9 protein-coding genes and 1 other RNA gene are annotated in these 15,749 nt (G+C 27.5%); 2 read left to right on the forward strand and 8 right to left on the reverse strand.

Features of this window, described 5'->3' with window-relative positions; translation table 11 throughout:
• Positions 1-395: 395 nt before the first annotated feature.
• The 5 genes from BUA70_RS00405 to ssrA all read right to left on the reverse strand — a co-directional run bounded on the left by BUA70_RS00405 (position 396) and on the right by ssrA (position 7,654).
• Positions 396-3,392, reverse strand: coding sequence for a DEAD/DEAH box helicase (locus BUA70_RS00405; RefSeq protein ID WP_083573409.1), 2,997 nt, complete (start codon positions 3,390-3,392; stop codon positions 396-398).
• Between the two features lie 2 nt (positions 3,393-3,394).
• The gene (locus BUA70_RS00410; protein ID WP_072892251.1) at positions 3,395-5,137 is read right to left on the reverse strand and encodes a phospholipase D-like domain-containing protein; all 1,743 of its coding nucleotides are present in this window, start codon (positions 5,135-5,137) and stop codon (positions 3,395-3,397) included.
• 1 nt (position 5,138) lies between these two features.
• Positions 5,139-6,302: a DUF6361 family protein gene (locus tag BUA70_RS00415; protein ID WP_072892252.1), complete on the reverse strand. Its 1,164-nt coding sequence runs from the start codon at positions 6,300-6,302 to the stop codon at positions 5,139-5,141.
• Positions 6,303-6,556: 254 nt separating this feature from the next.
• Positions 6,557-6,766, reverse strand: a complete 210-nt coding sequence (locus BUA70_RS13115) for a hypothetical protein (protein WP_072892253.1) — start codon at positions 6,764-6,766, stop codon at positions 6,557-6,559.
• A gap of 535 nt (positions 6,767-7,301) precedes the next feature.
• Positions 7,302-7,654, reverse strand: a transfer-messenger RNA (tmRNA) gene (gene ssrA, locus BUA70_RS00425).
• A 367-nt stretch (positions 7,655-8,021) separates the two neighbouring features.
• Between ssrA and BUA70_RS00430 the strand changes: the two genes are divergently transcribed.
• Both BUA70_RS00430 and BUA70_RS00435 read left to right on the forward strand, forming a co-directional pair.
• The gene (locus BUA70_RS00430; RefSeq protein ID WP_072892254.1) at positions 8,022-9,227 is read left to right on the forward strand and encodes an amidase domain-containing protein; all 1,206 of its coding nucleotides are present in this window, start codon (positions 8,022-8,024) and stop codon (positions 9,225-9,227) included.
• Between the two features lie 141 nt (positions 9,228-9,368).
• Positions 9,369-10,274 carry a tetratricopeptide repeat protein gene (locus BUA70_RS00435; RefSeq protein WP_072892255.1) on the forward strand — a complete coding sequence of 302 codons (906 nt, stop codon included), beginning with the start codon at positions 9,369-9,371 and terminating at the stop codon, positions 10,272-10,274.
• A 79-nt stretch (positions 10,275-10,353) separates the two neighbouring features.
• Here the strand turns inward: BUA70_RS00435 and smpB are convergent, their stop codons facing one another.
• The 3 genes from smpB to BUA70_RS00450 all read right to left on the reverse strand — a co-directional run bounded on the left by smpB (position 10,354) and on the right by BUA70_RS00450 (position 15,605).
• Positions 10,354-10,824, reverse strand: a complete 471-nt coding sequence (gene smpB, locus BUA70_RS00440) for an SsrA-binding protein SmpB (protein ID WP_072892256.1) — start codon at positions 10,822-10,824, stop codon at positions 10,354-10,356.
• A 144-nt stretch (positions 10,825-10,968) separates the two neighbouring features.
• On the reverse strand, positions 10,969-13,191 hold the full coding sequence (gene rnr / locus BUA70_RS00445; RefSeq protein WP_072892257.1) for a ribonuclease R: 2,223 nt from the start codon (positions 13,189-13,191) through the stop codon (positions 10,969-10,971).
• A gap of 389 nt (positions 13,192-13,580) precedes the next feature.
• Positions 13,581-15,605: a sodium-translocating pyrophosphatase gene (locus BUA70_RS00450; RefSeq protein ID WP_072892258.1), complete on the reverse strand. Its 2,025-nt coding sequence runs from the start codon at positions 15,603-15,605 to the stop codon at positions 13,581-13,583.
• Positions 15,606-15,749 lie beyond the last annotated feature (144 nt).

The raw sequence follows: 15,749 nt of genomic DNA on the forward strand, positions 1-15,749 counted from the left end.
AATTTAAAATAATCGTTTTCATAAATTGATAATAGGTAATGTATTTATTTCTTTAGTAAATATATATCTTAAAATTCTTAATATTTCAATTGTTGATTTTTATTCAATTATACTAAAAACAAATACTCTTTTCAATATTTTACATAACTACATAAATTGTTCTATATTTTCCACTCTCTTATTCCTATATTTAATAAAAAATAAACAAGTGTTTTATTAATAGTAAAAATTATAATTTGAATAATTACTTGTTACATCTTAACATATTTTTCAAAATGATTAATTTTATTAGTTTAATAAAATTATAATTCTATAAAACTATCTATTTTATCATTAAATTTCACTATTTTATTTCTTCATAAACCAAATTTTCTTTATACTTTAATAAATTATTACTATAAATCACTCTTACGACTACTTACTTCAATTAACACTTCGTTTTCCACCTTCTTCTGTCTTCGTTTAAATGGACTTAAATTGATAAATAAGTCCTCTATGTTCTCCATCTTTTCAAAACTACTTCCTAGTGCATTTAGGAGTTCTTCTTGACGTGGTTCTCCTAAAGTAAGTCTGTATAAAGATAAAACTCTAATTAATCTATTATATTTAACTTGATCTTTGCTCATAGGATACATTGGAACTATTCTTTCAATTTTAATTGTATCATTATTAGTATTAGGTAAACTCCAATAAGGTACCAAATCTGAGTTATTGCCCTTTTCTTTCTTACTAGCCTCATTAAACATCTCCTCCCATATATCCTTTTTAAATTTTATACCCCCATAATTTTTAGCAATATTTTGCCTTATAGCTAAGCATTTAAATCTATTAATTCTTCCCTCTCTTTGTTCTAAATCTATAGGATTAGATGGTAAATTCCAGTGTATTATTTTTCTACAATTCAAATGAAAATCTAGACCTTCTTGTCCTATAGATGTAGTTGCAAGTACAAAAGGTCTAAATGGTGAATTAAAAGCCGTTCTGATATTTTCGGTACGTTGAATATTATCATCATCACTTTTTGAATTATAATATCCCACTGCAAAATGAGCTCTAAGCCCTGATTTTTTTCTTTTACCTATAAAGGAATCATAAGTATCTATTTCTGAAGTAGAAGTTTTAAGATTCATTCCCTCTGATATTTGGTCTAATAAATCTTCCCCTTTTACTCCTAAGGTATGTGCATATTCATCTAAAACAGCTTGTATGTTTCCATCTACTAAATAAGCTAATACATTTTTGTAATAGGTTGTTTCACTTCTTTTTCCATAAAATAAATCAATTGCTGCAATTGATTCTGGCTTATTAAACAAACTTATAAATAATTCTCCTAATTTTTCAGCCATATCCTTATCATTAAAAAGTCTCATACCACACACTGCTGGAGAACCAATTATCATATTAGTTATAATCTTAGCCGCATCCTTTGGAATATCTCCATGATGCTTATCTAATTTTTCTCCCTCCCATAATAAAGGAGCGTCAGTATACCAAGATACATCTCCCCTTTGACTTTCACCGATACCATACTCAGTCTTAATTTCATTTAATTTCTCATTCACTTTTTTCTCTATTTTTAATCTAATATCTTCTATATTTTTACCTATGTATTCTAATGGATTAAACATATCAGCTAGAACCTTTGAAGCTAGAGTTAATGTTTTAGTCCTTTCTTCTATAAGTCTTGGTCTAAGAAACTTTCTTTTAGCCTCTTCTGTAAAATACCCTTTACCTAGCTTTTCTTTTTCTCTGTTATATAACTTTCCAACTGTAAGCCTTTCAGCCTCATAAGATATCATTCCTGCAATCATCCTTGGCACCATTTCCCATGAAGAAAAAACTAAAATCTTAGATTCATTAGCATTTTTATCAAAGATACTATTAGTTATATAATAAGGTTTTGAAGCCGGTATCCATAATAATTTTTCGAAACACTTTCTCCTATTTTTGAATAACATTTCCTTTAAATATTCTAATCTAGCATTATTCATTGGAACTTCCTTATAATTTTGAATCTCATTCCTATTTAAAAATAAATCCTTTCTTTTATTTAATAATCTATAGTCATTATTTCTATTAAAGTAATTTACTATTTCTCTTTTTTGTTTATATTCATTCATGAATGATAATAGATATGGACAAGATTTAACATAGTCTATTGGTATGCTACTAGCTCCAATATCCTTCAATAAACTTTGTATTTTAACATAGGATAATATATCTCCTAATTTAATTTCTATCCCCATAACCTGACTATCATCTATCATTCCATTTTTATTTACATTAAAGCGTTCAGTCCTACACACTCCTTTATACATTGCTTCTTCTGCTTCGTCTTTGCATAATCTTAAGGCTTTATAATCCTTATCCTTAAATTCAACTAACTTGTTAGAATAGCTTCTCCAAAGCTCTCTAAACTCATTTCTTCTAACTTTATCTGTAAAAAGAAAATCCATAACCTGCATAAATTCTACATAATGCTCTTCATCATTATTTTCATTAATCTCTTCTATGGTAGAGTATGGCTTATACGGTGTAGCTGATAAGAGTAACACCTTTGTATTGTCATGTTTTAAAAACTTATCAACAATCATTCCTGTTTCGCTTTCTGCATTTAAAAGTTGTCTAAAGTTTTGAAATTCATCCATTATTACTAAATCCGGCTGTAATTTATCAAGACTTATCTTTGCAAAAATAGTTCTTAATTCAGTTAAAATATCAGTATTTTTATAGATTTTATAAAACTTTGCTAAATTACTTCTCTTCCTTATTTTATTTATAAATTCAGGTGAAATTTTCTTGTTTAAAGCTTCAATCATTTCTGAAATGTATCTATGACCACATATGTTATCACATTTAATAACCTGTTCTTCATAATACTCCATTGCCCAATCATAAAATGCCTTAGTATTATTACTCATAAACTCTTTGAAACCATTAATATCTTTAAAGAAATCCATTCTTCTAAGTAAAGCATACATAAGTGCTCGTTCCGATGCATTCCCAGGACTTTTACTAGTTGCAAAAGATGTTATTGGAGTTAATGGTATTAGCTGCATATAATCATGTTCTTCTTTTTCCTCCATATATATTTTTATATGTTGCATGGATAATCTTCCTTGAGACACTTCTATACAATTTTTCTTTGATATTCCTAACTTTCTACAATTTTGTTTAGCTATATTAGCATTAGAACAAATATAAACTACTTTGAAAAAATCATCATTTAAATCATACTTATGCCAATGTGCCAATTTGTCAATAACGGTTTTTGCTATTATAGTTTTTCCTAATCCAACTTCATCAGCTAGCAGAACTCTATTTTGATCTTCCTTTTTAAATACCTCAAAAATTCTTTGAGCTGTAGCCTCTTGAAAGTCCTTTGCCTTCATACTTATTTCACCTTCTTTGTAGCTAAAATAAATGTATTATACATTTTCTTAAAATCATTAGATACTATATCATTATCTAAATGTTTCATAATAGATTCTATATCTCTTAACTTATTAGGATTATCCATAATTATTTGAAGCATTTTTTCATAAATAATTACTGAATAATTATTTAACTTATATTCATCCTGAGACAGACTACTACTTTCAATATATTTTCTTAGTTCATAAGCTGACTCTGTATAATTATCTCCTAGTAAAAAGGAAACATAAGCATAAAAATCATCCTTACTCCTAATAATTGATTGATATATTTTATCATCCCTATTTTTGGGTATATCCTTAGTTTTTATTTTTATAACAACCTCCTTCTCTTCTACTTTTATTACATAAAATTCTGAAATCTGTGTAACTGTTAACTTTTCTAAAATAGTTAACTCCTCTATATCCCTGTAAGTATTCTTTCTCATTAATGGAGCTATTTTCCCTCTTATATGAGGATTAAGTTTTTTAAAATTTACTTCAATATCATAGTTTGTACCATTACTTATAACTCTTGCATCTTTTATTGCCCAAATAATATCTTTTAGTTGTTTTAAAGATAAATCATTATATTCCTTTTTATTAAAGTCTACATTTTTTACTAATTCAAAAGGATTATCCTCCTCTGGCAACAAATCACCAATAAACCTTTGATAACTCATTGTTCTTGGTTTAAACTTTAACTTAATTAAAAATTCAACATTATTGTAAAAAGCATTATGAGAAGCATTAGCTGAACCTAAATATAGAAAGTTTCCATTATAACCACCTTCAAAATATAATTTGCTGTGAATATCTTGTTTTTGCCATTCCTCTATGCTTTCCTCATCTCCACCATCTACTATTATATCTTTCATAGCATAAACACCATTATTAAATACATCTAGTGTTTTCTTAGTAATAGAGCTTTTTCTTGTTATTATCTTTCTTTTATATCTTGTACTTTTATCAAATCTTTCAATAATATCATCACTTAAAAATGGAGATACAACTAAAAGTTCATTATTAGTATCAAATAAATCTAAATCCTTTCCCATATACCCTGGAATTCCAATTGGTATAAATTCATAGCTTTCAAAAGGTGATTCTAATTCAAATTCCTTAACATCCAATATATTTTCTTGAAGCTGTGATATTTTATCTTTCTTCTCCTTACTTGCATACATTTTTACATATTGAAGCATATCCCTTAATGGAATATTCTCGTTTTTAGTTCTGCTTCGATGCCTTCCAACTTTTCCAGAAAAGGCAAATGAAATATCCCAACTTCTATCAAAAGTTAAATTTCTACTTAAAACAATTATCTTAATATAGGCCTTACCATGATCATTTGAATATTTAATAAACCACATCTTTGGATGGAAATTACTGATTTTATTATCTTTAACCTCAAAAACACTATTCTCTAATAAAGAATAAACACTTTGTATCTTTTGAGGTAGCTTTATTCCTCCTAGATTACAAAAAATGGCAATTTTATCACTACTTTTTCGAATTCCCTCTAATAAAAACATTGGTACATCCTTTAAATTTGAATCCATATCTTCAAGTAATCCTAATGATATTGGTATTCCTAATAAAGCCTCTAAATCTAAAGAGTACGTTAATGCAACTGCAAATTCAACATCATAACCTAAATCTGGTTGAAGTAAATTACCATAATCTAAACGATTTTCTGAAGGACTTAATAATGTTTTAGTCAAACTACTCACCTAACCCTTCTAAAATATCATTAATTATAGTGCGTGCTGAATAGTATCTGTAATTAATCTTATAGTTATGAATGGCCGTAGTATATTGATACTCCATAGGCTTACAAAGTTTCGCACGTTCACCCTTAACATCTTTCTCTCTGTTTATAATACATCTATCAATCGCCTTAATATCTTTATTCATTACTTCCTTAAGAAACTTCTTTAGAAAATCCTTAGTAGCACCCTTACAATTTATTCTCATCATTATTTCTTCAAACCTTAGATTTTCTGAATGAAAATTATCAATCCAATTATTCCAAGCTTCTATTTGTTCAATATCTAGCTTTTGAGAATATATAACGTTATATCTTATATGGGCTCCATATATAAAATCCGCTAATTCCTTTGCCAGCCTATAGTCATTTTTCATATTACTTGGCATAGGTAATGATTCTAGATCATCAAAATAAAAATTACTAATATCTATCTTATTTTTTATAATAAATGCCAATAGAGAATCTCTTGAATATATAGATGTAATAATATGACTACTAATATATAGAGCCTCTTCATTAGTTAATCTAATATCTATCTGTTTTTCAAAATCATAATTCGGTTTGATAGGTGAGAAAATTAAAATTTCGTCATTTGTTGTAGCTTCATAACCATATGATTCCTCACCTCTAACTATTTCAATATTCCTTTTCTTGATTTCTTTATTATAAATTAATGTTGCTGCTTGCTCCATAGAAATACGATTATTAAGTAATATTCCATAGGTACGCATTCCATTCCAATAAATAGATGAAGGTTTTCTTCTTACATGTCTACCCTTTTTTAATGCTCTACTTCCTATAATACCAGCATTATCCTCTTCACTATTCTCTACTAAAGTTGGAATTAAGTTATCCTCTATTTTATTAATCCAAGGTATAATCTCCTTTGCTCTTTTAAATTTTTTTGATTTAGCTAAATCAAAAATATATGGAATAATAACAAAATACTTAGCTCTTGTTTGGATTGTTGATATACCTGGAAATAGAATATCAGCATATCTATCTCTTAAAGTTCCTATTCCTAATTCATCTAATGCCATTGTAGCTGACAACAAATCAAGCGTTGCCATAACCTTATTCCGTTCCTCTCTTGAAAAATCTATCCATCCTAATTGCATAATGTATTACCAGCTTTCTCATATTTAATTTATATTAAAGGTCTAACTCATATCTCATATTTTCATTCATAATTTAATTGTAATATATTTCCCTAAAATATTCATTATTAGATATACTTTTTATTTATGTAAAATATTTAAATATATAAGAGTTTCAAAGACTAAGATTAATCAACTATCTTGATATTACCAATATAACGCTTACCATAAAATATCAAAAACCACCGATTAAAATAACCGGTGGCTTATTAAAATTAATGTAACTCTGAATAATCTGCTTTAAGATATATCTTATATTCGCTTAATTTTATATTATATTTATTTAATATTTTAATTAATAAGTTTCTAATCCCATTAGCACTAAGATTTGTTTCAACATAGATATTAGTCGACTTTATCTCTCTTGCAGCTCTCATTGTTGGTAGCTTAACTCTTGAAAAATAAATTACTTTTTTACCATTCATCTTAAAATCATCAGCACCCCCTAACAATCCTTATATCTTTTTTAGCTAAGTAATTTATAGTTTGCACTAAAACCCCCTTCCAATCTTTTATTTCAACTTTTGTATCTTCAATTTTAAAAGCACATGGTCTCTTATATGTTAAGTCTTCATATAAGTTATATTCAAATAATTAAATTTAAAATAGCGTAAAAATCTATTTTTAATCATAAAATTTTTGAGCTCTTTTTAAAAATAAAATGTTACAGTTCACCCTATTCACCAAAAAAATATTAATAATATTTAAAAATCTTTAAATTGCGATGTTGAAATAAGTAATGATTTTTACAGAAACTATAATTAATTACAAACATATTGGTAATAATTATACTTTATAAAATTATTTTAATGCGTTCTTAAATTATCATTTTCTTACAATATTATCTTATCATTTACATACTAAAAAAATATAAATTTATTTGATTAATATTATTCATTCTAAAATTAAACCAATAATAAAAAACCTCGATAATACATTTCTATATTATCGAGGTTTTCATGGTGGAGGCGAGGGGTATCGAACCCCTGTCCGAAAGTAGACCAGCCTGACTTTCTCCGAGTGCAGTCTATATTTTAATCATTCCCTCCACAAGTCGCCCATAGACAGGCTACTTGCTTTAGTAGCTTCATTTATTCCGTTTCTTGCTCAAAGCTTTGCAAGACTCGGTTCCCTACTAATCGACGCCCTATCCTAAGCCGTAGGACTCTTAGGTAGAACGAGCTGCATTAAGCAGCTAATGCAAAATTATCTTCTGCGTTTATATTTAGTGCATACTTGATTAAGGAGTACCCATGCTTCACTCCACTCGCTTATCAAACCCATCTTACCCCCGTCGAAGCCATAACGCCCCCATGTGTGTAATTTGAATTTTTTTAATTAAACGCATTTCTATATTTAATTTTCACTAATTTAGTATATTATATTAATTAAATTTTGTCAATTTTATAAAACTCTTAAACTATTAATATACTTCCTTAGTACACTTATAATACTACACCTTTTAATATACTCTTTCAATATATATTCTATTAACATAAGAACTATTATTTTCTATTAAAAATAAAATTATACTTATTAAGATAATATTTATTTTGAATATTATCTTTAAATCAAAATTATTAAATTAATAAAATTTATTTTGATTTATTCTAACATATATTTATCGCAAAATACTAATACTACTCTTATTAATAAAGATTATAAATAGGAGTTAGTTTTATGAGAAGAAAAAAAATTTTTAAAAAAATTCTTTGGTTATTATGTTTTTTATTATGCTTTTCATGCATTTTACCACTTTTTAATGGAATTCAAGCTAAAGGAGAAGAATTAAATTCTTCTTTTAATTTTGAAGAATATATAAATACTATATTTAGTGAAAGAAATAAAAAATTTTTAGCTGGAGATGTTAAAGACTTATTTAAATTTTATGATACATCTACAAATGGTGGAAAATATTCTTTAAATCATGAAATTAAAAGAATTTATTATCTTAGAGATTGGGCTTTAGAAAGGGGAATCAAATTTACATCTATAACTTCAAATAATACCTTCAAAAAAATATCTACTTCTGGTAATCATGCAAAAATAAGAGTTGATGAAGAATATAAATTTGATTATATATATGAGGGAGATTCTAACCCTACTGTTAATTCCTTTGGTATTACATTATTTCATATAATTAATTTATCAAATAAAAATAATAATTGGATAATATCTCAAGATTGGTATTTAGATTGTTTTGAAGATGGCCTAAAAAAATATCAATTGGATTTAAATAACCTAGGAAATTATACTCCTAAAGAGAAAACCTTCAACTTTTTAAATTTTAATACATTGCCTAATCAAATTGAACTTTTAGATAACTACGAAAATAAAAATTATAATAGAAAAAAAGCAGTAGAATATGCTGATAAGTATTGTGGAGTTATTTGGGGTAGTAATAATCCTACTAAATATAATAAAAAATATAAAAATTATACTGGCGGTGGCGGTAATTGTACAAATTATATCTCTCAGTGTCTTGGTGATACTGAAGGAGGGAATCTTAAACAAGGTCATGGTTGGTACTGTGTTTATAAAAATGGATTTTGTACTGATTCTTCTCCTAGTTGGGTTAATGCTGATGCCTTTAAAAACTTCTTATTATATAGTGGTAAAGGAAAGGTTATAAAAGCTGCAAGTTTTAAAGATTTATTATCACCTTTAGATGATTCTCCTCAAGGTTATATTGGTAAAATAAAATTAGGTGATGTTATATCCTATGGTAAAGGACTTTATGATATAGATCACTCAGCAATTGTAACTTCTTTTGACTCACATGGTTATCCCCTAATAAATTCTCATACTGTTGATAGGTATCATGTTCCCTTTGACTTAGGTTGGAGTGATAATAATATTGTTTTTTATCTTATATCTATTAATTAAAGATTTTTTTAATTATAAAATTAATACTAAAATTATATAACATTTTATTTAACTAAAGTGTAAATTTATCTACCTTTAGTAACCAATTAAATAAATATCTACTATACTTTATATATAAGTATATTTTAGGAGATATTATTAATGAGTAATAAATTTTTAAAAAAGTTATATAGACTTTCTATAAATATATCTTTAGGCAATGGTAATAATAAAAAAGGTTTAGAAAAATTAGAAAAATATAAAGAGTTCTTGCCTGTAGATTACTACTTTACAGAAAAGATATATATATATGTGAACATAGGAAATCTTAAGGAGGCTTTAAAATGTTGTAATGAAGCTTTAAGTGAATGTCAATGTTCTTCTAGCCTTTTAAATAACATAGCCTGGGCATATTATGAAAGTGAATTCTATGATAATTGTATTTATTATGCTGATAAAGCTTTAGAAATATCTCCTAATGATGAATATCCTTTAGTAAACAAAGGAAATGCTTTATTAAAAAAAGAAAATTACAAAGAAGCCTTAGATTTATTTAATAAAGCTCTTAAAATAAAGCCTAAGTTTTCTACTGCTATTTCAAGTAAAGCCATTGCTTTATTCTTTTTAGAGGATTACAATAATGCATTAAAATATTTTAAATTAGCCATTAAGTACGAAGGAAATACTATTCCTCTTATAAATTATGTAGGACAATGCTATTATCATTTAAAAGATTATAAGTCGGCCTTAAAACATTATGAAGAAATATTAAGATATTGTGATAATGATAATGTATTTCTTTTAGATTTATGCCAAATATATATATGTGTTAATGATTATGAAAAAGCCTTAGATTGTATAAATAAAATCATAAATACAGATCCATACTTTGGGAAAAATTACTACAACAAGGCCAAAATATTATGTGCCTTAAGAGATTGTAATGAAGCCTTAGATTCCTTAGAAAAAGCTATTGATTTAGATCCATCACTAAAAAAAGTTGCTTTAGAAGATGATAGTTTAGATATTTTAAAGGTTTATCCTAGCTTTAAAAATCTAATAAATTAGATCTATTAATCTTTAAATATAAAAATATTATATTTAATTATTTATTTTAATTTAATGATTTTATAAAAAAAGATGAGAATTAATATCTCATCTTTTCTTTTAATGTTCTTTCAATTTCTCTTTTATGTGCCTTTTCAATCATGGCATCTCTCTTATCGTAATTTTTCTTACCTCTACAAAGTCCTAAATTAACCTTAACTCTTCCATCCTTTAGATAAAGAGATAGAGGAATTAATGTATATCCTTCTTGCATTGTTAATCCTATTAATCTTCTTATTTCAGATTTATGTAGAAGTAATTTTCTATCTCTTAATGGTTCTACATTAAAGATATTTCCCTGCTCATAAGGGCTTATATGCATATTTTTCACAAAAACTTCTCCATTATTGATTTCAGCATAACTATCTTTAAGATTTACTCTTCCATTTCTTATAGATTTAACCTCTGTTCCAACAAGAGCAATGCCAGCTTCCATTCCCTCTTCTACAAAGTAATCATGTCTTGCTTTTCTATTTTCTGTTAAAGTTTTATTGTTTTTTATTCTAGCCATAAAATCACCTACTTATGGTATTATTTCTAAATTAATTATATTATAAAAATTATATAAAGTGAAATAAATTCATTTTAACGTAAAATATTAAAGATAAAGTCAACCTGTAATTTTTATAAATACAAGTTAACTTTATTATTTAAATTATTCTATTTCTTCATTAATATCTTCTGATAATTTTTCATCTACTATTTCTTCTATAATTTTTTCCTTGTCTTCTCCATCTATTTCTTCTTTATCTTTAGAGTATTCATCTTGAACTATAGAAAAATAGATTTCTCTATTATCTATGTCAACTTTATCACATCTAACTTTAAGTGAATCTCCAAGTCTATATATCTTTTTGGTTCTTTCACCTACTAGACATAAATGATTTTCGTCATATACATAATAGTCGTCATCTAAATCACTTATATGAACTAATCCCTCTATAGTATTTGCAAGTTCTACGAATAGTCCAAAGGATGTAACTGAAGATATTATACCATCAAATTCTTCTCCGATTCTATCAGCCATATATTCAGCTTTCTTAAGATCATCTACTTCTCTTTCTGCCTCTTGAGCTAATCTTTCCATTTCTGATGATTGCTTAGATGCATTATCAACTATAGGCATAAGCTTTTTTGATCTTTCATCTGTTATTTTACCATTAATAAATTCTTTTATTATTCTGTGTATTTGAAGATCTGGATATCTTCTAATAGGAGATGTAAAGTGGCAATAGTATCTTGCAGCTAAACCAAAGTGTCCTGTGCATTCTGGTGCATATCTAGCCTGCATCATACTTCTTAAAAGAAGAGTACTAACTACAGTTTCTTCCTTCTTTCCTTTTACCGTATCTAAAACATCTTGAAGATTTTTTGGATGAACTTCTTGAGACCACTTTACTCTATAACCTAAGTTATAAATAAATTCTTTAAACTTTTCTAATTTTTCACCATCTGGCTCTTCATGAATTCTATAAACAAATGGTAATTTGGTCGAGAACATATGCTCAGCTATAGTTTCATTACATACAAGCATAAATTCTTCAATCATTCTATTTGCTATTTCTCTCTCATAAGGTTTTATATCTACTGGTTTACCTTTTTCATCTAAAATTATCTTTGATTCTTCAAATTCAAAGTCAATAGCACCTCTATTTAATCTCTTTTTATTTAGGATTTTGCAAAGCTCTTCCATAGCTTTAAAATCATCTACTAAATAATCATATTTTTTTATTAATTCTTCGTCTTTATCCTTAAGAATTTTTGTAACATCTGTATAAGTCATTCTTTCTGATGTTTTTATGACAGATTCCATTATTTCATGATTTATAACTTTTCCACTATGGTCTATTGTCATAAAACATGTCATAGCTAATCTGTCTACCTTAGGGTTTAATGAACATATACCATTAGAAAGTTTTTTTGGAAGCATTGGAATAACTCTATCTATTAGATAAACTGATGTTGCTCTTTTTAATGCTTCTTTATCTAAAGGATTCTTTTCTCTAACATAGTGAGATACGTCTGCAATATGAACTCCTAATTTATAATTTCCATCAGATAATCTTTCTATAGAAACAGCATCATCTAAGTCCTTTGCATCTTCTCCATCAATAGTTACCATTCTTATATTTCTTAAATCTTTTCTTCTTTTGTATTCACTTTCTGGAATTTCTTCTTCTATTTTTTCTGCAAATCCTAAAACCTTATCTGGAAATTCTTCTGGTAACCCAAACTTTTTAATTATTGTCAAAATATCTAATCCTTTTTCACCTTTTTTACCTAATACTTCAACTATCTTTCCCTCTGGCTTTCTTTTACCATCTGGCCATTTAGTTATTTCAACTACAACTATATCTCCAGTTTTAGCATTTTTCTTATCCCTTTTTGGTATGAATATATCCTTTTGAAATCTTTTATCATCTACAATAACAAATCCAAAATTTTTACTATCTTCATACTCTCCAATAGCAGTTTTATTAGCTCTCTCTACTACACTTACTATCTCGCCTTCGCACTTTTTAGCGCCTTTATCTTCTCTTACAATTCTTACTACAACTATATCTCCATTCATTCCATCATGTATATAATTTTTAGGTATAAAAATATCATCTTTATCTTCATCTTCTAAAATAACAAATCCGTATCCTTTTTGATGAAGTTGTAATTTCCCTTGAGCTAGTGAGACTCTTTCTGGTATTCCAAATTTATCATCCTCAGTTCTAATTATCATTCCATCTTTTTCCATAGATTTTAAAACACCTTTGAATTCTCTCCACTCATTTCTTTTTATATCAAAAATAGCTCCTAGCTCATCTATAGTCATAGGTCTATAACCAGGTTCTTTCATAAACCTTAATAAAGTTTGCTTTATTCCCATATTTTATCCTCCATATTCATTAAGAATATCCTTATTAATTTGCCCATTTTCCCTGCTATTTATTAGGTATTAACAGAGAATTTTCATCTCTTAGATATATTATATAACACTACTTTAAATAAATATCTAATTCTTTGTTAAATATTGCTTTTTATAAAAAATTTAAAATTTATTAAAATCTTTTAAAATTATATTTTAAATCTTTTATTAATTATTAAATTCTTTTTTAATATAATATTTTATGTGATTTTTAAAATAAAATTTGTAAAATTTTAGAAATAAAAGGATGACGGCTTATGCCATCACCCTTTTATATCTTCTTTACTATTAATATAACTAAAATATACTATTTTCATTATACTCTATAAAACAATTAATTTCAATGAATACTACATGAAAATGTTAACTAATATTCCACCATATGCAGCTATTAATCCTGCAAATACAACTGAAACTATAGTCATTAATTTAATTAGTATATTCATGGCTGGACCTGCAGTATCCTTAAATGGATCTCCTACTGTATCTCCAACTACTCCTGCCTTATGAGAAAAGCTTCCCTTTCCTCCATATACTCCAGATTCTATATATTTTTTTGCATTATCCCAAGCACCACCAGCATTAGCCATCATTACCGCTAATAGTACACCTGATGCAACAGCACCTGCTATAAGTCCTGCTAAAGCTTGTTTACCAAAAAACAATCCCATAAGTATAGGAATTACTACAGCTAGTATTCCTGGAAGAACCATCTCTCTTAATGCAGCTTCTGTTGATATACTAACACAGCTTTTATAATCTGGTTTTTCAGTTCCTTCCATTATTCCTGGTTTTTCTTTAAATTGTCTTCTAACATCCTCAACCATTTTATTTGCAGCTCTTCCTACTGCTTGCATTGTTAAAGCACCAAATAAGAATGGTATCATAGCTCCTATTAATAATCCTATTAATGTTAAGGGATTTAATAAGTCTATTGTCTGTAGGTTAACTACTTGTGCATAAGATGCAAATAAAGCTAAAGCTGTAAGAGCTGCTGATCCTATAGCAAATCCCTTACCTATAGCTGCTGTAGTATTTCCTACTGAGTCTAATTTATCTGTTATTTCCCTTACCTCATGAGGAAGTGCAGCCATTTCAGCTATTCCACCTGCATTATCAGCTACTGGGCCATAAGCATCTACTGCTACTGTTATACCAGTAGTTGCAAGCATTCCTACTGCTGAAAGAGAAATACCATAAAGTCCAAATGATGGAACTTGAGCTCCTCCACATATAAAATATGAAACCAATATACCTATTGCTATAAATATTATTGGAAGTACTGTAGATTTCATTCCTACTGCTAATCCTGAAATTATATTAGTTGCAGGGCCTGATTGAGATTCCTTTGCAATTTCTTTAACATGTTTGTAGTCTGATGATGTATATATCTCTGTTATCTTACCTATTGCAAGACCTACTAAAATACCGGCTAAAACAGGTCCAAAGAACACAAATGTTCCAAACATAATATAAGAGAATATTGCAGATGCTAAAATCATAACCACTCCTGCTGTATATGTACCAATATTTAATGATTTTTGAGGATCGTCTCCTTTAATTGATCTTACAGTTAATACTCCTATTATTGATGCAATAATTCCAACAGTTGATACTACCATTGGGAAAATACTTGGTGTATTATCACCTGTTATATTAATAAATGCACCTAAAGTAATAGCAGATATCATAGAGCCTACATATGATTCAAAAAGGTCTGCTCCCATTCCTGCAACGTCACCAACATTATCACCAACATTGTCTGCAATTACTGCTGGATTTCTTGGGTCATCTTCTGGTATTCCAGCTTCAACCTTTCCTACTAAGTCTGCTCCTACATCTGCTGCCTTTGTATATATTCCACCACCAACTCTTGCAAATAATGCTATTGATGATGCTCCTAGTCCAAATCCTGTTACGTATTCTACATTTAAATGGAATATCATAGTAAGAGATGCAAGTCCTACTATACCTAACCCAACAACACACATACCCATTACAGAACCACCTGAAAATGCCACATCTAAAGCACTTTTTATATTTTCAGTTGCTGCTTGTGCTGTTCTAACATTAGCTTTTACAGCTACTTTCATACCAAAGTATCCTGCTAATATAGAGAAAATTGCTCCTATTATAAAGCATATAGCAGTACCTACGTGTATAAATATAGCTATTACTATTGCTACTACAATAATAAAAATTGTTAGATACTTGTACTCCCTATTTAAGAAGGCCATAGCACCTTCTTCAATATGACCTGAAATTTCTTTCATCTTTTCATTGCCTGGATCTTTTTTAACTATGTTTTGCCTTAAGTAATATGCAAAGCATAGTGCAATTAGACCTACTACAACGGCTAAAATTAAATAACTCATAAATCCACCTCCAATATAATTATATATTATCGTGTAAACATATTCCATATATGTCATATGTTTAAAATAATTTTTACTTTTATTTCACATTTAAAATCCTATGAAAATTTAAATATATTTCTATTTTTAGTAAAAATATTTATA

Source organism: Clostridium fallax (genome assembly GCF_900129365.1).
GTDB classification, from domain to species: Bacteria; Bacillota; Clostridia; order Clostridiales; family Clostridiaceae; genus Clostridium_AH; species Clostridium_AH fallax.

Coding starts and splice junctions, on each gene's coding strand:
- BUA70_RS13115 (WP_072892253.1), bottom strand. CDS start 6,766: ATGAATGGTAAAAAAGTAATTTATTTTTCAAGAGTTAAGCTACCAACA.
- smpB (WP_072892256.1), bottom strand. CDS start 10,824: ATGGCTAGAATAAAAAACAATAAAACTTTAACAGAAAATAGAAAAGCA.
- BUA70_RS00405 (WP_083573409.1), bottom strand. CDS start 3,392: ATGAAGGCAAAGGACTTTCAAGAGGCTACAGCTCAAAGAATTTTTGAG.
- BUA70_RS00430 (WP_072892254.1), top strand. CDS start 8,022: ATGAGAAGAAAAAAAATTTTTAAAAAAATTCTTTGGTTATTATGTTTT.
- BUA70_RS00415 (WP_072892252.1), bottom strand. CDS start 6,302: ATGCAATTAGGATGGATAGATTTTTCAAGAGAGGAACGGAATAAGGTT.
- rnr (WP_072892257.1), bottom strand. CDS start 13,191: ATGGGAATAAAGCAAACTTTATTAAGGTTTATGAAAGAACCTGGTTAT.
- BUA70_RS00450 (WP_072892258.1), bottom strand. CDS start 15,605: ATGAGTTATTTAATTTTAGCCGTTGTAGTAGGTCTAATTGCACTATGC.
- BUA70_RS00435 (WP_072892255.1), top strand. CDS start 9,369: ATGAGTAATAAATTTTTAAAAAAGTTATATAGACTTTCTATAAATATA.